The organism is Bacteroides salyersiae WAL 10018 = DSM 18765 = JCM 12988, assembly GCF_000381365.1.
Taxonomy (GTDB): domain Bacteria; phylum Bacteroidota; class Bacteroidia; order Bacteroidales; family Bacteroidaceae; genus Bacteroides; species Bacteroides salyersiae.
Map to the genome: position 1 here is coordinate 1253317 of NZ_KB905467.1, position 20744 is coordinate 1274060.

Annotated in this window: 17 protein-coding genes; 9 read left to right on the forward strand and 8 right to left on the reverse strand. The window is 46.0% G+C overall.

Annotation, left to right across the window (positions count from 1 at the left end; genetic code table 11):
• Positions 1-19: 19 nt before the first annotated feature.
• The 4 genes from HMPREF1532_RS16540 to HMPREF1532_RS16555 form a co-directional block, all read right to left on the reverse strand.
• Positions 20-1303 carry a M16 family metallopeptidase gene (locus HMPREF1532_RS16540; RefSeq protein WP_025819044.1) on the reverse strand — a complete coding sequence of 428 codons (1284 nt, stop codon included), beginning with the start codon at positions 1301-1303 and terminating at the stop codon, positions 20-22.
• Between the two features lie 15 nt (positions 1304-1318).
• Entirely contained in the window at positions 1319-2071 is a 753-nt protein-coding gene (kdsB, locus tag HMPREF1532_RS16545; RefSeq protein WP_005932055.1) for a 3-deoxy-manno-octulosonate cytidylyltransferase, read from the reverse strand.
• A 232-nt stretch (positions 2072-2303) separates the two neighbouring features.
• The gene (locus tag HMPREF1532_RS16550) at positions 2304-2765 is read right to left on the reverse strand and encodes a 2-amino-4-hydroxy-6-hydroxymethyldihydropteridine diphosphokinase (RefSeq protein WP_005932057.1); all 462 of its coding nucleotides are present in this window, start codon (positions 2763-2765) and stop codon (positions 2304-2306) included.
• Positions 2722-5058: a transglycosylase domain-containing protein gene (locus tag HMPREF1532_RS16555; RefSeq protein ID WP_005932059.1), complete on the reverse strand. Its 2337-nt coding sequence runs from the start codon at positions 5056-5058 to the stop codon at positions 2722-2724. Before HMPREF1532_RS16555 ends, HMPREF1532_RS16550 begins: the two co-directional genes overlap by 44 nt.
• A 559-nt stretch (positions 5059-5617) precedes the next feature.
• On the opposite strand from HMPREF1532_RS16555, the gene HMPREF1532_RS16565 reads away from it, so the two are divergent.
• The 6 genes from HMPREF1532_RS16565 (at position 5618) to glyA (ending at position 10387) form a co-directional block, all read left to right on the forward strand.
• Positions 5618-5812, forward strand: coding sequence for a hypothetical protein (locus HMPREF1532_RS16565; RefSeq protein WP_025819040.1), 195 nt, complete (start codon positions 5618-5620; stop codon positions 5810-5812).
• 88 nt (positions 5813-5900) lie between these two features.
• Complete coding sequence (pyrB, locus tag HMPREF1532_RS16570; RefSeq protein ID WP_025819039.1) at positions 5901-6839, forward strand: aspartate carbamoyltransferase; 939 nt, start codon at positions 5901-5903, stop codon at positions 6837-6839.
• 96 nt (positions 6840-6935) lie between these two features.
• Positions 6936-7397, forward strand: coding sequence for an aspartate carbamoyltransferase regulatory subunit (gene pyrI, locus HMPREF1532_RS16575; protein WP_005932063.1), 462 nt, complete (start codon positions 6936-6938; stop codon positions 7395-7397).
• A gap of 153 nt (positions 7398-7550) precedes the next feature.
• A complete protein-coding gene (locus HMPREF1532_RS16580; protein WP_005932065.1) occupies positions 7551-8117 on the forward strand; it encodes a flavin reductase family protein in 567 nt (188 codons plus the stop codon).
• 119 nt (positions 8118-8236) lie between these two features.
• Positions 8237-9001, forward strand: coding sequence for a porin family protein (locus HMPREF1532_RS16585; RefSeq protein WP_187373838.1), 765 nt, complete (start codon positions 8237-8239; stop codon positions 8999-9001).
• A 105-nt stretch (positions 9002-9106) separates the two neighbouring features.
• Positions 9107-10387 (forward strand): serine hydroxymethyltransferase, encoded by a 1281-nt coding sequence (glyA, locus tag HMPREF1532_RS16590; protein WP_005932069.1) that lies wholly within the window; start codon positions 9107-9109, stop codon positions 10385-10387.
• Positions 10388-10512: 125 nt separating this feature from the next.
• Here glyA and HMPREF1532_RS16595 read toward each other — a convergent pair whose 3' ends face one another.
• Positions 10513-12180: a formate--tetrahydrofolate ligase gene (locus tag HMPREF1532_RS16595; RefSeq protein WP_005932071.1), complete on the reverse strand. Its 1668-nt coding sequence runs from the start codon at positions 12178-12180 to the stop codon at positions 10513-10515.
• 186 nt (positions 12181-12366) lie between these two features.
• Between HMPREF1532_RS16595 and HMPREF1532_RS16600 the strand changes: the two genes are divergently transcribed.
• A complete protein-coding gene (locus HMPREF1532_RS16600) occupies positions 12367-12894 on the forward strand; it encodes a hypothetical protein (RefSeq protein ID WP_005932072.1) in 528 nt (175 codons plus the stop codon).
• Between the two features lie 12 nt (positions 12895-12906).
• The gene (gene rfbD, locus HMPREF1532_RS16605) at positions 12907-13794 is read left to right on the forward strand and encodes a dTDP-4-dehydrorhamnose reductase (RefSeq protein WP_005932073.1); all 888 of its coding nucleotides are present in this window, start codon (positions 12907-12909) and stop codon (positions 13792-13794) included.
• A gap of 15 nt (positions 13795-13809) precedes the next feature.
• Here the strand turns inward: rfbD and HMPREF1532_RS16610 are convergent, their stop codons facing one another.
• Together HMPREF1532_RS16610 and HMPREF1532_RS16615 are read right to left on the reverse strand one after the other, a co-directional pair.
• Positions 13810-14421 carry a TetR/AcrR family transcriptional regulator gene (locus tag HMPREF1532_RS16610; protein WP_005932074.1) on the reverse strand — a complete coding sequence of 204 codons (612 nt, stop codon included), beginning with the start codon at positions 14419-14421 and terminating at the stop codon, positions 13810-13812.
• Between the two features lie 5 nt (positions 14422-14426).
• Positions 14427-18626, reverse strand: coding sequence for an acyl-CoA dehydratase activase (locus HMPREF1532_RS16615; RefSeq protein ID WP_005932075.1), 4200 nt, complete (start codon positions 18624-18626; stop codon positions 14427-14429).
• 255 nt (positions 18627-18881) lie between these two features.
• Between HMPREF1532_RS16615 and HMPREF1532_RS16620 the strand changes: the two genes are divergently transcribed.
• A complete protein-coding gene (locus HMPREF1532_RS16620) occupies positions 18882-19424 on the forward strand; it encodes a flavodoxin family protein (RefSeq protein ID WP_005932076.1) in 543 nt (180 codons plus the stop codon).
• A 362-nt stretch (positions 19425-19786) separates the two neighbouring features.
• Here the strand turns inward: HMPREF1532_RS16620 and HMPREF1532_RS16625 are convergent, their stop codons facing one another.
• Entirely contained in the window at positions 19787-20701 is a 915-nt protein-coding gene (locus HMPREF1532_RS16625) for a helix-turn-helix domain-containing protein (protein WP_005932077.1), read from the reverse strand.
• Positions 20702-20744: the final 43 nt, after the last annotated feature.

Consider the following 20744-nt stretch of genomic DNA (forward strand, 5'->3'; position numbering starts at 1 on the left):
ATGCGACTTTGCTACCTTTTTATGATAACTTTTTACCAGCTATGACCTCTTTTAATGTCTCTTTGCACAAATAGCGATTGGCCAGTTCTCTGATCTCTTCGGGTGTGACCTCCTTGACGGCCTGCAGCGAACGGGTGAAATAAGCATCGTCCAGTCCGGAGGTATGGATAAACATCCAGGCATCTGCCAATGAGAAAGGCGATTCGTAGTTGCGGCACATTTCCCCCAACATATAATTGCGGACCATGGACAGCTCGGCTTCCGATACCGTTCCGGTATGCAACTTGTCTATTTCATGGTAGATTTCACGAATCAGAGGTTCGACGTATTCATTGTCCGTTTCCGTGCTGATAAGCAGAATGCCGCTATCGGGATAGAACATGGTACCGGCCGAGATGCCGTAGGTGTATCCCTTGTCTTCCCGGATATTAGACATCAGGCGGCTGCCGAAATATCCGCCGAAGAGAGTCATCAATACCCGTAGTTTCAAGTAATCGGGGTGTTGCCGGGGGATGGTGACGGTTCCTAATTTGACGGCACTTTGCAGGGCATCGTCCTGTTCCGTGAATATCCGTTTTTCTGTAGAAGTGGAGATCGTGTACTCTTTCTTAATAAAAGAATGCTGCCGGTTGCCGAAAGGAGCATCGAAAGCGGATTCTACCCGGCGGATGATTTCATCCGTGATTTTTCCGGATAAGAAAACGGCGCAATTGTCCGAATGGTAATATTCATTATAAAATTCGCGGAGCATGTCGGGGGTTACCAGCCGGTAATCCGTCTCTTCAATCAGCCGCCCGCAAGGATGCCCGGGGCCATACAATGTCTTCAGCAGGCTTCTCTGGGCAAGGAAATCCACTTTGGACGAATTGACGAGGAATTGCTGGATATTGGCATCCAGCACGGTATTCAGCTCTTTTTCCGGGAAAGTAGGTTCCTTGAGGATCGATTCTATTATTTCGAGTGTTTCTGCAAAATATTTGTTCAGGGAATACAGGGTGATATAGGCATACTCGGAAGAACTCGACAACTCCAGCCATGCTCCATAATAATCCAGTTTTTCCGCAATATCGGCGGCGGTGTATTTCCGTGATCCTTCGCGAAGCATCCGGTTGGTGAAAAGGGCTTGCAGCTTGTGTGCCTGTTGCCATCTGCCACCGGCAAAAAGAATATCCATACGAACCACGTCCTGCTCTCCGGCATCGATTATGGCAAGAGGTATGCCGTTGGAGAGTGTGGTCCGTCGGGGAAGCGGGACAGTCAGATTGTCCAGGTCCTGTATCTCGGGTTGCAGTGATCTGTTTATCATTGGTTTGTCAGATTATTTTCCGGTTTTCAGGAATGCTTCCGCGCGTGCGAGGTCTTCGGGGGTGTCGATACCGATCGTTTCCACTTCGCTGATGCCTACCTTGATCGTATAGCCATTCTCCAGCCAACGGAGTTGTTCCAAAGATTCCGCCAGTTCCAAAGAGGATTGCGGAAGAGAAGTGATCTCTTTCAATACTTCCGCACGGTAAGCGTAAAGTCCGATATGCTTGTAGAAAGTATGGCGGCGAAGCCATTCCGATTTATCCACGCCACGCAGGTAGGGTATGACGGAACGGCTGAAATACAAGGCATTCCAATTGGCGCTGACCACTACTTTCGGGGAGTTGGCATTTTCCAGAGCCTCCAACGGGGCATCCGCACTGAATGGTTTTACCAATGTGGCGATCTGTGTGGCGGCATCGTCAAAACAGGCTTTTATGGCATGCAGTTGCGACGGCTGGATAAAAGGTTCGTCTCCTTGTATGTTGACTATTACATCGAACCCCTGTCCTATCTTTACCATTGCTTCGTAGCAACGGTCTGTTCCGCTTTTGTGGTGCACGGATGTCATCACTACTTTTCCGCCGAATGCTTTTACGGCAGCTTCGATACGTTCATCGTCTGTGGCCACGTATGCGTCGTCAAGCACACCGGCCACCTGCTCGTACACACGTTGTATCACGGTTTTCCCTCCAAGCATGGCCAATGGCTTTGCCGGAAACCGCGTAGAGGCATAACGGGCAGGAATGATTCCTAAAAATTTCATATCTTTATGTTGTTTAGTAGTCAAGTAGTTAAGTAGTCAAGTAGTTAAGTAGGATAGATTCATTCTATGAGATATCTATTTAACGGCTTGAATTATTTCAACCATTTGTCTACTTTCTACCGGATTATTTGACTACTGGTCATCTGCTTGACTACTTATTACTATTCATCTACTTACTACTTAACTACTTGACTACTTAACTACTCTCTTGACTACTTGACTACTCTACTGACTACTCTCTTGGCCACTCTCCTACTTCCTCTCTTGCCAAGAGAGTGCCTAATTCTTCCACTCCTTTCTGGATATACTCCCGTCTCAGATCTTTCGGCTTCAGTATTTCATTGCCATACACCAACAAGTCTATATCCAGAGGAATTTTTTCTGCCGTCTTATCTTCGGGGCGGCGTCCGGCTTTTATTTCAATTTCTTTCAGTGCATTCACGACGGCTTCTTTTTCCATTGCAGTGACAAACAAGGCCACTTGATTGGAGAAGCGCGCGGTATTCTTTAAATATAGCGGCTCTGTCTCCATTTCTGTTGCAAAGTAGATGGAAGGAAACAGAGCATACAAATTTTGACGTGCCAGAAGAAGGTTCTCCTTCCGGTGATCATTACTGCCGATACATATGAGACAAGCACTCAAAGCAGAATCAATTAAAAAGATCGTCAAGTCCCGTATCACCGGAATCGTCATATCCTACTTCCGAACCGGCACAAGGATCAAAACCCTCGGGCAGTTGGAATTCCTCTGCCGGGTCGTATCCCAAAGTAGGGTCGGCAAATACCTTGTTCATGTATTTGGCCCAAATCGGCAATGCCAAAGAAGCACCCTGTCCGTAGGTCATGGTGTCGAAATGGATATCACGTTCCTCACCTCCTACCCAGCAGCCGGACACCAGAGAGGGAATGAATCCCATAAACCAACCGTCGGAATTGGAATTGGTAGTTCCCGTCTTACCGCCCATATCGGCTGTGATGCCGTAGCGGCTGCGTACACGTCCACCGGTTCCTTCGTTGATAACGGCACGAAGCATCACCAGCATTTTGTATGCGCTCGATGCACTGATGACCTCTTCCATTTGCGGAGAGAAAGTAGCAAGCACATTACCCTCGCTGTCTTCGATGCGGGTAACGAACAGAGGGGCTACACGGATACCCTTGTTGGCAAATGCGGTGTATGCACTCACCATCTCCCCTACTGAAATTTCGCATGGGCCGAGAGCAAGCGACACGGTCGGCATAATCTCTTTGTTGCGGACACCGAAACTGTGGATCAGACGGACCATTGCATACGGATTCAGTTTACTCATCAGATATGCAGATACCCAGTTGCTGGAATTAGCCAATCCCCATTTCAGTGTGACGAGCTCGCCGTAACGTTTCTTGGTACTGTTGCGCGGCGTCCAGGGAATACCGTTTTCATCCAGTAAGGTCTGTTCCACATGACGGGTTTCGTCGCAGGGTGAGAAACCGTTTTCCATGGCATATGCGTAGAGATACGGCTTGATCGTAGAACCCACCTGGCGACGGCCTACCATGGCCATGTCATATTGGAAATAAGTATAGTTGGGGCCACCGACGTAGGCTTTCACATGCCCGTTGAACGGATTCATCGACATGAAGCCGGCACGTAGGAAATGTTTGTAATATTTAATGGAATCCATCGGAGTCATCAGGGTATCCTTTTCGCCGGTCCAACTGAATACGGACATCTCTTCGGGCGTATCGAATGCCTTTTTGATCTCCGCTTCCGAAGCTCCCGCCTTTTTCATCAAGCGGTAACGGTCTGTTTGCTTTAAGGTCCTTTGCAGGATTTCGTCTACCTGCGCCTGTGTCAGATTGTTGCTATACGGGGCTTTTGAGCGTCCTTTTTTCTCTTTGAAGAATTGTGCCTGCAACTCTTTCAAGTGCTCCTCCACCGCATCCTCCGCATACTTTTGCATGCGCGAATCGATGGTTGTATAAATCTTCAGTCCGTCTGTGTAGATATTGTAGTTCGAACCGTCTTTTTTCCGGTTTTTGGCACACCATCCATACAGAGGGTTGGTTTCCCAATCAAGCGAATCTTCATAGAATTTCTGCATCTGCCATCCCCGGTAGTTGCTCTTGTCCGGTTTGTTGGCGGTCATCACTCCACGCAGGTATTCGCGGAAGTAAGTGGCAAGGCCCTCTTTGTGATCCACCCGGTTGTAAGTCAGTTTTAATGGCAATGCCTGCAATGAATCACGTTCTGCGGCAGTGATGAATCCGGCTTTTTCTATTTGGCCGAGTACTACGTTTCGGCGTCCCAAGGCATTTTTGCGTATCTTTTCGTTCCGGGATACCGGATTGTATAGAGACGGATTCTGGCACATGCCTACCAGCATGGCGGCTTCTTCGATTTTCAGGTCTTTCGGTTCGCAGCCAAAGTAGGTCTGGGAAGCCGTCTTGATGCCGACCGCATTATTCAGAAAGTCGAACTTGTTGAGATACATGGTCAGGATTTCCTCTTTGGTGTAGTAACGTTCCAGCTTTACGGCAATCACCCATTCGATCGGTTTTTGAAGCAGGCGCTGGAGGGTGTTGCTCGCCACTTTTTCCGTGAAGAGCTGTTTGGCAAGCTGCTGCGAGAGCGTGCTGCCGCCACCGGCGCTTTTCTGCAACAAGATGCCGCGTTTCACCAGCGCGCGGAAAAGTGCTTTGGCATCGATGCCCGAATGCTCGGTGAAGCGCACGTCTTCGGTAGCGATCAGCGCATGGATGATGGCAGGTGACAGATCGGCATAACTGCTGTAAACGCGATTGTTCTTTTGCAATGAGAATGTGCCGAGCACCTTCCCGTCTTCCGAAAATATCTCGGCGGCAAATTTATAATCCGGATTCTCAAGTTCTTCCACGGGAGGCATATAGCCGATCCAGCCGTTGGAGATAGAGGTGAAAATACCCACACAGAGCAAAACTATTATTACAAGAAAAATCCAGAGGAATTTTATTATTTTTTTTATCATTATGTCTGATTACGAATTATCTGGTTATTGAATGTGCAAAGTTAGTCATAATTTAGCGAATGCGCAAAAAAAAGTGATGCTTCCGCACGGAGAAATATACAGGATGGCGGGATACTTTTCGGACGGGAAAACGCAAGGACGGTGCATACTGCTTTCAAGGGTGGTGCATTGAAGCTCCAAGTACAGTGCATATCGGTCTTAAGGACGGTGCATGATTACTTTGAGCACCGTGTCCGGAAGGTGCGGAAAATAGGTTTATGAGAATACGGCAGATTGCCAGACCGGGTGTTAAAGTATGCAAATTCGAGAAGAGGAAAACGATAAATTCTCTACGGTTATCAGGCCGGATCCCGGTCGTTTTGATAGCAGTTTTCGAGCAAGTCCGAAGCATTCGCGAGAAAAAAACGCGATCAACGAGGGGGGAGTCTCTAAGGATTTGCCGCCGAGCTTTCGGGCTATCTTTCTGATACACAACACTGTTCGGCTCAATAGCGCGCTCACGCGAAGCGCGCGTAAAGAAGAGTAGAGAAGAATATAAATAACTCTCTCTCAAAAAAGAGTGCGTGCGAGCCGCTTTTATCTGTTACCGGAATCAGTAACAACATTGATAAAAAAGCGTCCTGTATTTGCCGCATCAATCAACACGGCCAAAAACAGGAAGAGCTATGAAAAGAAGCACGTCGGTCCGGTATGGATTATTATCAATTCCTTGTGGCACGGGCAAGAGACCGTCGCCGGCAGAAAAAAAGCATAACTTTGCGTTTTATTTTGTTGTGGATGCCGCATTTTATCTCTATCTTTACAGTCTGAAAACAAGTCCTATCAATATTAAAGATAACAGAATGGAAAACAGAAGTTTAGTAACCATTGCCGAACATTCGAAAGAAAAAATTCTCTATATGCTCGAAATGGCGAAGCAATTTGAACAACATCCCAACCGCCGGCTGCTCGAAGGCAAAGTAGTGGCAACCCTGTTCTTCGAACCCTCCACCCGCACCCGTCTGAGTTTTGAAACAGCTGCCAACCGGCTCGGTGCACGTGTTATCGGTTTCACTGACCCCAAAGCCACCAGCTCGTCTAAAGGGGAAACGCTGAAAGATACCATCAAAATGGTAAGTAATTATGCCGATATCATCGTGATGCGACACTATCTGGAAGGGGCGGCGCGATATGCCAGCGAGGTGACGGCGATTCCGATCGTAAATGCCGGTGACGGTGCCAACCAGCACCCCTCGCAAACGATGCTCGACCTCTACTCCATCTACAAAACGCAGGGAACGCTCGAGAATCTGAATATTTATCTGGTGGGCGACCTCAAGTACGGACGTACCGTTCATTCACTGCTGATGGCCATGCGCCACTTCAATCCGACTTTCCATTTTATCGCTCCCGATGAACTGAAAATGCCGGAAGAATACAAGATTTATTGCAAAGAGCACGATATAAAATATGTGGAGCATACCGACTTTACGGAAGAGACGATTGCCGAAGCGGATATCTTGTATATGACCCGTGTGCAACGCGAACGTTTCACCGATCTTATGGAATACGAACGGGTGAAAAATGTGTATATCCTTCGCGCCCGGATGCTCGAAAACACACGGCCGAACCTCCGCATCCTGCATCCGTTGCCCCGTGTCAACGAGATTGCCTATGATGTGGACGAAAGCCCCAAAGCCTATTATTTCCAGCAGGCACAAAACGGGCTGTATGCCCGTGAGGCCATTCTCTGCGATGTACTGGGCATCACGCTGGAAGAGGTAATGAACAGTGACAAGTGAATTAGTGACAAGCGATTAGCGACAAGAGAATTAGTGAAAGGTGACTGGCAACGAAGGAGGCTTGCTGCCATGAATCAAAAAAAGAAGATATAAGTTATGAACGAGAATAAACAGGCCCTGCAAGTGGCTGCCCTCAGAGACGGGACAGTTATCGACCATATCCCCAGTGAAAAGCTGTTTACGATAGTGCGATTGCTCGGATTGGAACATATGACGAACAATATCACAATCGGCTTTAATCTTGAAAGCAAGAAACTGGGAAGAAAGGGGATCATAAAGATTGCCGGTAAGTTTTTCTGTGACGAAGAGATCAACCGTATCTCGGTAGTGGCTCCGCATGTGAAACTGAACATTATCCGCGACTATGAAGTCGTGGAAAAGAAAGAGGTGCAAATGCCGGATGAACTGAAGGCGATCATCAAATGTGCAAATCCGAAATGCATTACCAACAACGAGCCGATGGCTACCCTTTTTCATGTGGTGGACAAGGACAATTGCATCGTGAAATGCCATTATTGCGAGAAAGAACAGAAAAGAGAAGAGTTTACGATCATTTAAGAGACCTAAGAGATTTACGATTAGACGATTTACGATTTACGATTGATGGATCATGCTTCTGTCAGTTGGAGCAAATGACAAAAAGAGTAATCCCAATCGTAAATCGTAAATCGTCTAATCGTAAATCTCTTGAATTGTAATCCCATTTAATGTATGCGTGTCGACTGGAAACCGGGAACAATGATTTATCCGTTGCCTGCCGTTATGGTGAGTTGCGGAAACGATGAGAGTGAATACAACATTATTACAGTGGCATGGACGGGAACGATTTGTACGAACCCGCCCATGTGTTATATATCCGTACGCCCGGAACGCCACTCTCATTCTATTATAAAGAAGAATATGGAATTTGTCATTAACCTGACAACGGCGGATATGGCCTTTCCCACCGACTGGTGCGGGGTACGTTCCGGACGCGATTACCATAAGTTTGAAGAGATGGGGCTGACACCGGGCAAATCGACCGTGGTGGGTGCGCCGCTTATTGAAGAATCGCCGCTTTGTATCGAATGCCGGGTGAAAGAAATCCTGTCTTTAGGGTCGCATGATATGTTTATAGCCGATGTGGTGAACGTGCGTGCAGACGAACGGCACCTGAATGCCGAAACCGGCAAGCTCGAACTGGCAGAGGCCAACCCGTTGGTGTATGTCCATGGCGGCTATTACGAACTGGGCAATAAAATAGGAAAGTTCGGCTGGAGTGTAGAGAAAAAGAGATGATTGAATCAAAAAACGGATCATTTAAACTGAATAACCAAACCGGGCAATCAACCGGATTAATTAACTGAATAACCAATACCGATATGCCAATCAGAAAAAAAGAAAACCGTAAAGGCGGCATGCATCTGAAGCGACGCCCGGCTTTGTATCTCTGCAGAGCGGTGGCGATATGGATATGCGGTATTGCCGGCGTGTGGCCTGCCTTTGCACAAAGAAACATGCAGGATATCATCGAGCGTCCCAATAACAGTAAATTCAATATCGGGGTGAAAGCCGGCTTCAATGCCTCTATGTTTCTGGTGTCGGATTTTAAGATTCAAGACGTCACGATCGACGAAATTCAGAACAATTACAGAGTCGGCTATTTCGGCGCGCTTTTCATGCGCATCAATATGAAGAAGCACTTCATACAGCCCGAAGTATCCTACAACGTCAGTAAATGCGAAATAACGTTTGATAAATTAGGGTCGCACCACCCGGATATAGAACCCGACTATGCATCAGTTATTTCGATGATACACAGCGTCGATTTCCCGGTGCTATACGGTTATAATGTGGTGAAGAACGGGCCGTACGGCATGTCCATTTTTGCCGGCCCCAAACTGCGCTACATCTGGGGAAAGAAGAACGAAATCACTTTTGAGAACTTTGACCAGAAGGGTATCGACGAACGGCTTTATCCTTTTAACATAAGCGCGGTGATCGGTGTGGGAGTCAACATCTCGCGTATCTTTTTTGATTTCCGATATGAACAAGGGTTGCACAACATTTCCAAATCGGTGACCTACGACAATATCAATTCCGATGGAAGTACAGGAGTAAGCAATATCACCTTCCGGCGGCGCGATCAGGTACTCAGTTTCTCGCTCGGGGTGATATTTTAATAGATAAATCTGGATATTTTTGTCGGATTATCATTCTTTTTCCATAAATTTGTGCGCTTAATAAAGAATCTCGCATTAAGAAACTTATTTTTATTATAAACCAGAATGAAAAGAGACGATTTAATTTTCGATATTATCGAAAAAGAGCATCAACGTCAGCTCAAAGGCATCGAGCTGATCGCATCAGAAAACTTTGTGAGTGACCAGGTAATGGAGGCAATGGGCTCCTGCCTTACCAATAAATATGCCGAAGGCTATCCCGGCAAGCGTTACTACGGCGGTTGCGAGGTGGTAGACCAGAGCGAACAGATCGCTATCGACCGGTTGAAGCAGATTTTTGGCGCCGAATGGGCCAATGTACAGCCACACTCCGGCGCACAGGCCAATGCAGCCGTGTTCCTTGCCGTTTTGAATCCGGGAGATAAATTTATGGGATTGAACCTGGCACACGGCGGACACCTTTCTCACGGTTCGCTGGTAAATACTTCCGGTATCATCTATACTCCATGCGAGTATAATCTTAATCAGGAAACCGGCCGTGTAGACTACGATCAGATGGAGGAAGTTGCCCTGCGCGAACGTCCGAAAATGATTATCGGCGGCGGTTCGGCATACTCTCGCGAATGGGATTACAAACGCATGCGTGAAATTGCAGATAAAGTGGGCGCCATCCTTATGATCGACATGGCGCATCCGGCCGGGCTGATTGCCGCCGGGCTCCTCGACAATCCGGTAAAATATGCGCACATCGTCACTTCAACTACACATAAAACACTTCGCGGTCCTCGTGGCGGCGTTATCATGATGGGAAAAGACTTCCCCAACCCATGGGGAAAGACAACTCCGAAAGGAGAGGTCAAAATGATGTCTCAATTGCTTGATTCTGCCGTATTCCCCGGCATCCAGGGTGGTCCGTTGGAACACGTTATCGCTGCAAAAGCCGTGGCTTTCGGCGAATGCCTGCAACCGGAATACAAGGAGTATCAGAAACAAGTACAGAAAAATGCCGCCGTATTGGCACAGGCCCTGATTGATCGCGGCTTTACAATCGTTTCCGGTGGTACGGACAATCACTCCATGCTGGTAGACCTGCGCTCCAAATACCCGGACCTGACAGGTAAAGTAGCGGAAAAAGCATTGGTATCTGCCGATATTACAGTGAACAAGAACATGGTTCCGTTCGACAGCCGTTCGGCATTCCAGACTTCGGGTATCCGTCTGGGTACTCCTGCCATCACAACCCGTGGTGCGAAAGAAGATCTGATGCTCGACATTGCCGAGATGATCGAAACAGTGCTTTCCAATGTGGATAATGAAGAAGTGATTGCACAGGTGCGTGCACGTGTCAATAAGACCATGGAGAAATATCCGATTTTCGCATACTAAGAAATCAGACGAATAGCAAGGAGGTATCTTGCAAATGTCCCGCGTATCCTTTCCGGTTACGCGGGATTTTTTTATCCGTTTGTGAACCTTAGCTCCCTCTCCCACGGAGAGGGCTGGGGAGAGGCTTAGCTCAGTCCGTCTATCTGTCCGTCGACAATATCGATATGTTTGGCTTGCGGCTCTTTAGGAAGCCCCGGCATACGCATGATTTCTCCTGCAATGGCCACGATCATTTCGGCCCCGTTGTTCAGTACGATGTCTTTTATGTGGAACTCGAAATTATTGACCGCACCGTAGATTTTCGGGTCAGCAGAGAAAGAGTATTGTGTTTTTGCTATGCAGACCGGATAACGGGTGATTCCCATCTCTGCGGCCAACTTGATTTTCTTACGGGCTATCGTGCTGTAAGTGATGACACTGGCGCCATAAATGTTGGTAGCCACTTTCTCTATTTTCTGTTCGATGCTGTCATCATCCTTATAGGTGAACGACAAAGGAGCGGACGGCTTTTTCTCGATGGTTTCTACCACAAGGTTGGCCAGATCTATAGCCCCCTCTCCCCCTTCGTTGAAGGCGTTGTTGATGGCAAATCCTACTCCCAATTCTTCGCAATGTTGCCGTAGAAGTTCCATTTCTTCATCCGTGTCACTGGCAAACTTGTTGAATGCCACGATTACCGTCTGCCCGAAGGAATGCAGGTTGCGCACGTGTTTGTCGAGGTTGCGCAGTCCCTCTTTCAGCCCCTCCATATTAGGCTCCTTGATACGGTCGAGACTGACTCCTCCGTGCATTTTCAATCCTTGTGCAGTAGCCACAATCACAGTCAGACGTGGCTGGATGCCGCTTTTACGGCATTTGATGTTATAGAATTTCTCTGCTCCGAGATCAGCACCGAAACCGGCTTCCGTCACTACATAATCTCCGAAGGTCATTGCCATTTTTGTAGCAAGTATGGAATTGCATCCGTGTGCGATATTCGCAAACGGGCCGCCATGCACGAAGGCTGCCGTATTTTCCGTTGTCTGCACCAGATTGGGATGGATGGCATCTTTCAGCAACACGGTTATGGCACCGGCCACACCGAGGTCTTTTACCGTAAACGGCTTACCGTCATAAGTGAATCCGAGGAGGATGTTTTCGATGCGTCGGCGGAGGTCTTCCACGTCACTGGCCAGGCAAAGGATAGCCATGATTTCCGAAGCGGGAGTGATGTCGAATCCCGACTGCATGGTGATGCCGTCCGTCTTGGCTCCCAGTCCGGTGACAATGTTACGCAACGAACGGTCGTTCACATCGAGAACCCGGCGCCAAAGAATTTCTTTCAATCCGAAACCGTTTGCCTGATTCTGATACAGATAATTGTCGAGCAACGCGGAAATCATGTTGTGTGCCGAGGTGATCGCATGAAAATCACCCGTAAAATGGAGGTTGATCTTATCCATAGGAAGCACCTGTGCATATCCTCCTCCGGCAGCTCCCCCCTTCATCCCGAAGCAAGGGCCTAAAGAGGGCTCGCGCAAGGCCACAATCGCCTTCTTGCCAATCCTGTTGAGCCCCAAGGCAAGGCCGATGGAAACGGTAGTCTTGCCGATTCCGGCTTTTGTGGCGGTGATAGCGGTGACGAGTATCAGATTGCTTTGTTTCACTTTCTCCTCATCAATCAGCTGTTCGGGGATTTTGGCGATGTAGCGGCCGTAGTTCTCCACCTCTTCACGAGGGATGCTGATGCTTTCTGCAACTTGTTTTATTTTCTTAAGCTCCGTACTGCGGGCTATTTCTATGTCTGATTTCATACGGGGTTGTTATTAGTTACTTTTAAAGGCTGCAAAATTAACAATTAACTTTGGATAAAAGTTGCATAGGTATAAAAAATGAAACAGGCTTTCATTTTTCTTCGGGTTTGCCGGGAAAGGAAATTTCTTCCATGAATGGATTATCGGCAAATATTTTCTATCTTTGCGTTTATAAAACCTACGGATATGAAAAAGCTGATATTGTCTCTTTCCCTGCTGCTGGCAACGGTTGCAGTGTCCGCACAATCGGAACTGCCGTCGGACAGCATACCGCGCTCTCCCAGTGAAAACTACAAGGAGTTCGGTGGCTTTTTGCTTGATATGGGCTTGATGAGTGTCATGCCCCCTCAATTGCCAAAAATGAATTTCGATATATCCGATGCCGGTAAAGACTACAACCGATTGTTCCGGCTTCATCCGGATGTAACTTATTCTCAGGGATTGTCGGACGTGTTTTCACCTTCTTATTCCGGATTCGGATGGTCGGGTTTCGGTTCGTCACAAAACCTGCAAATGGGCTCGTTCAAGTTGAAAAACGGTATGCGTATCAATACATACGGAGAATACAATGCAAACGGATACAAAGTGCCTGACCGCAGCGCGCTGCCGTGGGAGAAAAACACGTTTAAAGGCGCTTTCGAACTGAAATCGGCCAACGGTGCCTTTGGCATCCGCATTGAAGTGCAACAGGGAAAAAATCCCTATTATCCTTAAAAACAAGAAGTAATGAATATATTGATTATCGGTGCCAATGGCTTTACAGGACGCCGGATGCTGGATGACTTGGTATCGTGTGGAAAATACAACATGACCGCCAGCTCACTGCGCGACGACATAGCACCGGGAGACGGTTATCGGTTTATTCGTGCGGATATACGCCGTGCGGCAGAAGTGCAGGCTCTTTTTAAGGAAGTTTGCCCGGATGTGGTTATCAATACCTCCGCCTTGTCTGTGCCCGATTTTTGTGAAACGCATCACAGTGAGGCCCGTGCAACCAATGTCATAGCCGTAGAGCATCTGGCGCATGCCTGCGAGCAATACGGCAGCCGGTTCATCCATCTTTCTACCGATTTTGTTTTTGACGGTAGAAGCGAATGTCTGTATACCGAAGAGGACGCCCCTAATCCGGTCAATTATTATGGTGTCACCAAGCTGGAAGGTGAGCAACGCGTGAGTGAATATTGCAGTAACTATGCCATCGTCCGCGTAGTAGTGGTGTATGGGAAAGCGTTGCCCGGACAGCACGGTAACATCCTGCAATTGGTGGCCGATAAACTCCGCAACGGTGAAACGGTTCGTGTTGTTTCCGACCAGTGGCGTACTCCTACTTTTGTCGGTGACATATCCGAAGGAGTGGAACGTCTGATGCACCATCCCCGCAACGGCATATATCACATTTGCGGAAGCGATTGCGTTTCCATTGCCGAAATCGCTTATCGGGTGGCGGATGTATTAGGACTGGACAGGTCTCTTATTCAGCCTGTCACCACGGAGGAAATGCAAGAGGCCACTCCCCGGCCCCGTTTCAGCGGATTGGACATAGCAAAAGCCAAACGTGAAATAAACTACCTCCCGCATACTTTGGAAGAGGGAATCAAGGAGATGTTCTCATAAACGGCCATTGTAAGCTCAAGGGCAGAGCAGATGTTCCATTTGTCCGATGATATGTGATTTCCAGGTTTGAAGCATTTCATGGAAGTCTTCATCGCCATTGAGAAAGACCGAAGTGCTTAGTTTTTTTGCCAGGAAAGGAAATACCAGAAGCCCGTAGAAGGTATAAAATACAAAATGTATGGGAACCTGTTTCAGTTTTCCGGAATCCATTTCTTTTTGCAGCTTGACACCTATCTCATGAAAATAGCGTTCCAGTTCCAATGCACGAGCCGTACTGATCAAATGTGGCATATCCCGTTCTATTTCCCTTACTATGAATATCGGGAGGGAAGGATTATCGGTAAATATTTTGAAATAGGCATCGACTACCCTGCCTATCCGTTCGGATATGGGTTTGTCCTGCACCATAATCCCTTGAATTTCGGGAGCCAAAGAAAGTATGATGTTTCCAAAAACGGCTTGGAACATTTTATCTTTTGTCCGGAAATAATAATGCAATGTAGGGCGGTTTATACCTACGGCTGCTGCAATATCACTCATGTTGGTGTCTGTAAACCCGTTTTTCACAAATAATTGCTGGGCTGTTTCTATTATCTTGTTTTCTATGTTATTGTCATTTGTAGCCATATCCATTATTTTTTTAGATTATCCATAAACAGGAGCATTCGGTTCACTATATTGACTTCGCTGACTCCACTGTCAAAGTCCAAAGATAAGAAATTAATATCCGGATAAAAATTTCTAACACGTTTTTCTATTCCTTTTGCAACAATATGGTTTGCAATACAGCCAAATGGCTGAAGGCTGACCACATTATTTACTCCTTCACGGGCAAATGCAACAATTTCGGCAGGAAGAAGCCAGCCTTCTCCAAATTGTGCATGCAGTGAAACCAGCTTCTTTGTTTCTTCAGCTTCTTCGAATATATCACCGAACGGAACGAAATAACGGAATCGGGCTGCTATCGCATTGATCTTGTTTATCTGCTTTCTTGCTATCCTGTATCCCCCATTCAGAACCAGATCCGATAGCTGCCTGTTCTCCACATGTGCCTCTACATTGACCTTGCGATTGACAAAACTCTGCATGAAGAAGTTTGATAAAATCGGAGGAACCACTTCTACGCCTTTTTCTATCAGCCAATCGATCAGGTTCTTTTGGGCGAAAGGATTAAACTTCAAAAAGATTTCTCCTACCACTCCTATTTTGGGTGCGTCGCAGTCCATGCATGCGGCATTGAATTCATCGGCAGCAGACTGCAACAGCAGAAGCAGTTGCTTCGTGTCCCTTCTGCCGATAGCTTCGGCTGCAAGCTCCAGATATTGATCCCGCAATCTGGCTGAAATGCCTTTTTCTTTTTCACGGACTACCGATCCGTAATAGAATTTGGCGATGCAGTCGCTATACAAGATTGAATAGAAAGCCACCGGAAGTATTTTCAGCCAGTTAACACTAAATCCCGGTTGATTGTTCTCTATCCCACCGCCGAAAGAGATGGAGATGACCGGTACATCTGTATATCCGGAATCAATCAATGCTTTCTTTATCAGAGAAATATAATTGCTGGCACGACATTGCCCGCCTGTTTGAGTGATGGCGACAGCCGTCTTTGCCGGATCGTATTTCTTACTCTTGAATGCCTTTATAATATCACCGACTATTAATGTAGCCGGATAACAGACTTCATTATTGGCGTATTTCAATCCCCACTCGCATGATTCACTGTTACTCAAAGGCAGGTTTTCTACATCATATCCGGCCACTTTCAGAATGGAAGGAATCAAAGGCGACATAAAGGGTGTAAAGAATGGTACCAGTATCTTACGGTTGCGATAAGTCTGATCGTATATCGGGACAGTCACAAAGTCTTTGATATCCGGCGTTTCGGCAGGGTGTTCGTCTATCAGCTTCAAGCTTTCGATCATAGACCTTACCCGCAATTTCATGGAACCGATGTTGCTTATATCGTCCAGCTTCAGTAAAGTCAGTGATTTATTGTGCCGCATCAACACTTCACGCACTTCGTCGACAAGGAAAGCATCCGGCCCGCAACCGAACGAAGTCATTTCAATGAATTGTATCTCTTTGCCTTGGGTAGCACACCATTTGGCGGCTTTCAAAATACGATTGGTATATGCCCATTGCGCAACGAAATGGATGTCGTCGATCCCGACCTCTTTGTCTCTTACCAGATCATCGGTTATGACATGGACTCCCATCTCCGCGATCATGTCGGATATTTTGTGCTGTATCAGTGGGTCGCTGTGATAAGGGCGACCGGCAAGCATCACGGTCAATGTTTTATTTTTCCCGATGTCTTGCAATACTTTTTCGTTATAGGAAACGACTTCCTTCTCAAAAGCGGCTTGTTCGTATTCTGCTTTCTTGAAAGCCGTCCGGATGGTATTTATATCTACGTTCAGGCCGATAAGGAAATCTCTGCATTGCTTGAAGAGCAACTTTCTGTCCTTGAAAGTGATAACCGGAGAGTCTATCGGCACACATCCGGAATCCACGCTTTTGATTACTTCGGAATATCCCGATACGATGGGGCAATTATAGCTGTTCTGTTCTTTATCTTTCTTCTCGAACACGACAAAAGGCATGAATATCCTGTCCACTTTCTTCTGCAGCAAGTTATTGATGTGGCTATGTACCAACTTGGCAGGAAAGCAGATGTTATCCGACATGACCATGCGTGCACTGTTTTCATAACTTAAAAAGTTAGAAACATCAGATAAACAGACTTGGATATCACAGGCGGTAAAAAGGGTGTGCCAGAATGGATATTCTTCATACATATTCAGGCATCGGGGAATACCGATGGTCATTCGGGGATGGATGATCTCCGTATTGCGGTTAAACAGAAGTTCATTTTTCTGATGGTACACGTTTTCACCTTTGCAGCCATTGTTTTCACCATTGGTAAATACCTTCTCACACCTGTTTCCGGAGTAATACTTCTTTCCGTTGCCAAACTGATAACAGGTGACAAGACATTGATTATCACAACCCTTGCAACGCAGAAAACGCGACGTGTATTGCGCTTTCGCTATAATCTCATCCAGACGGATTGAAACACCCTGATGCTGCATGGCGTGCAATGCGCACCCGAAGGCGCCCATCAATTCCGGTTTGTCGCATCTCGACACTTCTGCACCGGTGAGTATTTCCAGGGCGCGGACAATGGCATCGTTGCGCATGGTTCCTCCCTGTACTACGATATTTTTACCTAAAGTAGATATATCCTTTAGTTTTAATACCTTGTAAAGACAGTTCTTGACTACCGAATAGGCCAATCCGGCAGCTATATCATTGACGGTAGCTCCATCGCGCAACTCCTGTTTTACCTTCGAGTTCATGAACACTGTACATCTCGTCCCTAAATTGGAGGGCACGGATGAACGGCAGGCAGCCAAAGAGAAATCACTTACCGTATATCCTAATGACCTGGCAAAGGTCTCGATAAATGATCCGCAACCGGACGAGCATGCTTCATTGATTTCTATCCGGTCGATAACTCCCTTATTCACGAAAATAGCTTTCATATCCTGTCCGCCGATGTCGAGAATAAAAGAGACTTGCTTATCCAGATACTGCGCCGCCATATAATGTGCAATGGTTTCAATAATCCCCGAATGGAGTTGGAAGGCGGATTTTATTAAATCTTCACCATAACCGGTAGAGCAACTTCCCTTTATATGGAGTATTGCACCGCGTTTCCGGCATGTTTCATACAATTCGTTCAATCCCTCCTCGACTGTTTTAATCGCATTGCCGCCGTTATTATTATAATATGAATACAGAAGCCGTGAATCGGTATCTATCACAACGATCTTGGTAGTGGTAGATCCGGAGTCGATGCCTATAAACACGTCTTGTTCGCCGGCTTTCATTTCTGCCTTTTTTATCTTGTTGCCTGCCATTCTGTTTTTCCAGGCAGTATATTCCGTTTCATTCTCGAAAATTGCTTTCAGATCGGTGGATGCATGAGAGGAGGTGCCCAGGCTCTTATCGATTTTCTCCAGTAAATGAGACAATTTATAGCATTCGTCTTGATCCGTATTGGACAGCGCCGTGCCTAAGGCCGGTAACAAAGTTCCATGATCCGGCAGAATCACATCCTTCTCATCCAAAGACAGATAATTGATAAAGGCCTTACGTAACGCAGGGATAAAAGTCAAGGGGCCGCCACAGAACAAAACCGGTACTTTTATGTCATAGCCATGAGCCAATGTTATTACCGTCTGCACCGCCACGGCATGGAATATAGAAGCTGCAATGTTCTCACGGCTCACGTTCTTGGCAATGAGATTCTGAATATCCGTTTTGCAGAAAACCCCGCAACGCGATGCGATCGGATATACCTGATCTGCATGCATCGCCAGAGCATTCAGCTCATTGACATCCACTCCTAAGATGATTGCCATCTGATCGATGAAAGCTCCCGTCCCTCCAGCGCAATTCCCGTTCATTCTTAAATCGGTGGGCTCACCGTCTTTAAAAAAGACGACCTTAGCATCTTCACCGCCAATATCTATCATGGAAGCCATGGCAGGATGATCCTTCTGTATTGCTTTTGCTGCTGCTACCACCTCTTGTACAAAAGAGATAGCACATTTTTCAGAAACTCCCATACCGATAGAACCGGTGATTCTTATGGATATTTCTTCGTCCCCAACCTGAGACAATAATTCCTTTAAGAAGGAAATGACTGTTTCTTTTACTTTTGCATTATGTCTTTCATATTTTGAGAAAACAATATTACCGTTCTCATCGAGTACAACCATCTTTGCAGTTGTAGAGCCAATATCAAAGCCAATTCTAAACATTTTATTCAAATATAATGTAATCAGACATCTAAGTTTGACATAGTAGTCAGACGCAAATCTATGAATAAAAAATGGAATATTCCTCTCTATATACCCGTTTATTTAACCAACTTTCACGCTAAATAAAGGGCCTTAAGGAAGGAGAACTCACCGGAATATGAATTTCTGTAATTCAGGTTGCTTTTTCTGTAATTCATCTACGGCAAATTAGCATATAACAAGCTATTTTTGTACCGTAAATAGATAAAAAGAGTTATGGCAAAAAGAATTCTGATAATATCGTCCAGTCCGCGTCGGAAAGGAAACTCCGATACACTGTGTGATGAGTTTATGCGTGGTGCTATTGAAGCAGGCCACGAAGTGGAAAAGATTTTTTTACGCGACAAAAGAATTGAGTATTGCACCGGTTGCGGCACATGCAGTGTTCATAACAAGCCTTGTCCGCAGAAAGATGATGCTACTGGAGTAATAGACAAAATGGTGGCTGCAGATGCCATTGTTATGGCCACTCCGGTTTATTTCTACACGATGAGTGCACAGATGAAGACACTGATAGACCGCTGTTGTAGTCTTTACACGAAGATGAGCAATAAAGATTTCTATTTTATAGCCACTGCTGCCGAAGAAGACAAAAAACTGATGGAACGTACGATCGATACATTCCAGGGATTTCTTGATTGTTTGGAAAATCCGACGATAAAAGGAGTAGTATTATGTGCGGGGGCATGGCATGTAGGTGAAGTAAAAGACAATCCGGCCATGTCAGAAGCCTATGAGATGGGAAAAGGTATACGGTAGTTGGGTATAAAGGTATGCGGCAGTTGGATATAAAGGTATAAGGTAATTGGATATAAATGAGTTATTAAGGGCAAAGCCATCGATGGATACTTTGATTTTAATAACTCATTATTTTTCTTTGAAGGTGTGTCGAAACTCCCATAAACTAAAAAACACCTTCGCTACAGTCTGAACTGTACCCCAAAAGTTGGACATAAAACTTTAGGAGTGCAGTTCAGTCAGTTGTAGCGAGGGTGATTTCGATAAAAGGGGAGTTTTGACACGTCCCCGTACAGTTTCTACGTTAATCTATTTTTCTCCATAAACGTAATAATGCCCAAAAGGGGTTGATGACGAACTCTTTACGTTCAATATGTCTTTCTTCATAAACCGGTTTCACTGTTTTGTCGCCGGTATTCGTTCGGTGTACACCCTACCCTTTTTTTAAACAACCGGCTGAGATGCTGCGGATACTGGAATCCCAACGCGTATGAAATTTCACTCACTGTATTATCGGTTCCGATTATACGTTCCTTAGCCAATTCTATGATTTTTTCCTGGATATGTTCTTGCGGTGTTTTGCCGGTATCCTTTTTAATCATATCGCCAAAGTAATTGGGAGAAAGATGAATCTTGTCTGCAAAATATTTCACAGACGGCAAACCGTCTTGCATAGGTAGCTGACTTTCAAAGTAATCGTCCAATAGCTGTTCGAATTTTGTGAGAGCATCTTTATTTACGTTGTTGCGGGTAATGAACTGGCGTTCATAAAAGCGCATGCAGTAGTTGAGCAATAGCTCGATATTCATTGCGATCAGTTCTTTGCTATGTTTATCGATGGCATGTTCCAATTCTATCTGTATCTTTTTCAAACAGTCCATTACAATCTCTTTTTCCTGTTCGGACAGGTGCAACGCCTCACTAACGGCATAAGAAAAATACGTATATTTTTTTATACTCTTTCCCAAGGAAGTGCCACGAATCAGATCGGGATGGAAAACAATACCGAATACTTGTGGTTGGATTTCGTCTTCGAGCATTTCTACGCTGGCGGATTGACCGGGAGCAAAGCAGACAATCGTTCCTTCCTGATAATCATAATACTGACGCCCATATTTGATATCACAACTTTTTGTTTCTTTCAAAAAGAGTGCGTAAAGGCCATAATTCATTTGAATGTGATTGATCGACTTTGTTGCTTTTGTCAAGTCTACAACACTTACCAACGGGTGCAGGGTTTCAAGTCCGTACAGACTGTTGTATTGATCGACACCTTCCAGTTTGATTATCTTATTCATAAGCAGTGTTTTTTATTAAAACCGTACCAAAGATACAAATTAA

Coding starts and splice junctions, on each gene's coding strand:
- HMPREF1532_RS16550 (WP_005932057.1), bottom strand. CDS start 2,765: ATGACGATTCCGGTGATACGGGACTTGACGATCTTTTTAATTGATTCT.
- HMPREF1532_RS16600 (WP_005932072.1), top strand. CDS start 12,367: ATGAAAAAGCTGATATTGTCTCTTTCCCTGCTGCTGGCAACGGTTGCA.
- HMPREF1532_RS16585 (WP_187373838.1), top strand. CDS start 8,237: ATGCATCTGAAGCGACGCCCGGCTTTGTATCTCTGCAGAGCGGTGGCG.
- HMPREF1532_RS16625 (WP_005932077.1), bottom strand. CDS start 20,701: ATGAATAAGATAATCAAACTGGAAGGTGTCGATCAATACAACAGTCTG.
- HMPREF1532_RS16595 (WP_005932071.1), bottom strand. CDS start 12,180: ATGAAATCAGACATAGAAATAGCCCGCAGTACGGAGCTTAAGAAAATA.
- kdsB (WP_005932055.1), bottom strand. CDS start 2,071: ATGAAATTTTTAGGAATCATTCCTGCCCGTTATGCCTCTACGCGGTTT.
- pyrB (WP_025819039.1), top strand. CDS start 5,901: ATGGAAAACAGAAGTTTAGTAACCATTGCCGAACATTCGAAAGAAAAA.
- glyA (WP_005932069.1), top strand. CDS start 9,107: ATGAAAAGAGACGATTTAATTTTCGATATTATCGAAAAAGAGCATCAA.
- HMPREF1532_RS16580 (WP_005932065.1), top strand. CDS start 7,551: ATGCGTGTCGACTGGAAACCGGGAACAATGATTTATCCGTTGCCTGCC.
- HMPREF1532_RS16615 (WP_005932075.1), bottom strand. CDS start 18,626: ATGTTTAGAATTGGCTTTGATATTGGCTCTACAACTGCAAAGATGGTT.
- HMPREF1532_RS16555 (WP_005932059.1), bottom strand. CDS start 5,058: ATGATAAAAAAAATAATAAAATTCCTCTGGATTTTTCTTGTAATAATA.
- rfbD (WP_005932073.1), top strand. CDS start 12,907: ATGAATATATTGATTATCGGTGCCAATGGCTTTACAGGACGCCGGATG.
- pyrI (WP_005932063.1), top strand. CDS start 6,936: ATGAACGAGAATAAACAGGCCCTGCAAGTGGCTGCCCTCAGAGACGGG.
- HMPREF1532_RS16610 (WP_005932074.1), bottom strand. CDS start 14,421: ATGGCTACAAATGACAATAACATAGAAAACAAGATAATAGAAACAGCC.
- HMPREF1532_RS16620 (WP_005932076.1), top strand. CDS start 18,882: ATGGCAAAAAGAATTCTGATAATATCGTCCAGTCCGCGTCGGAAAGGA.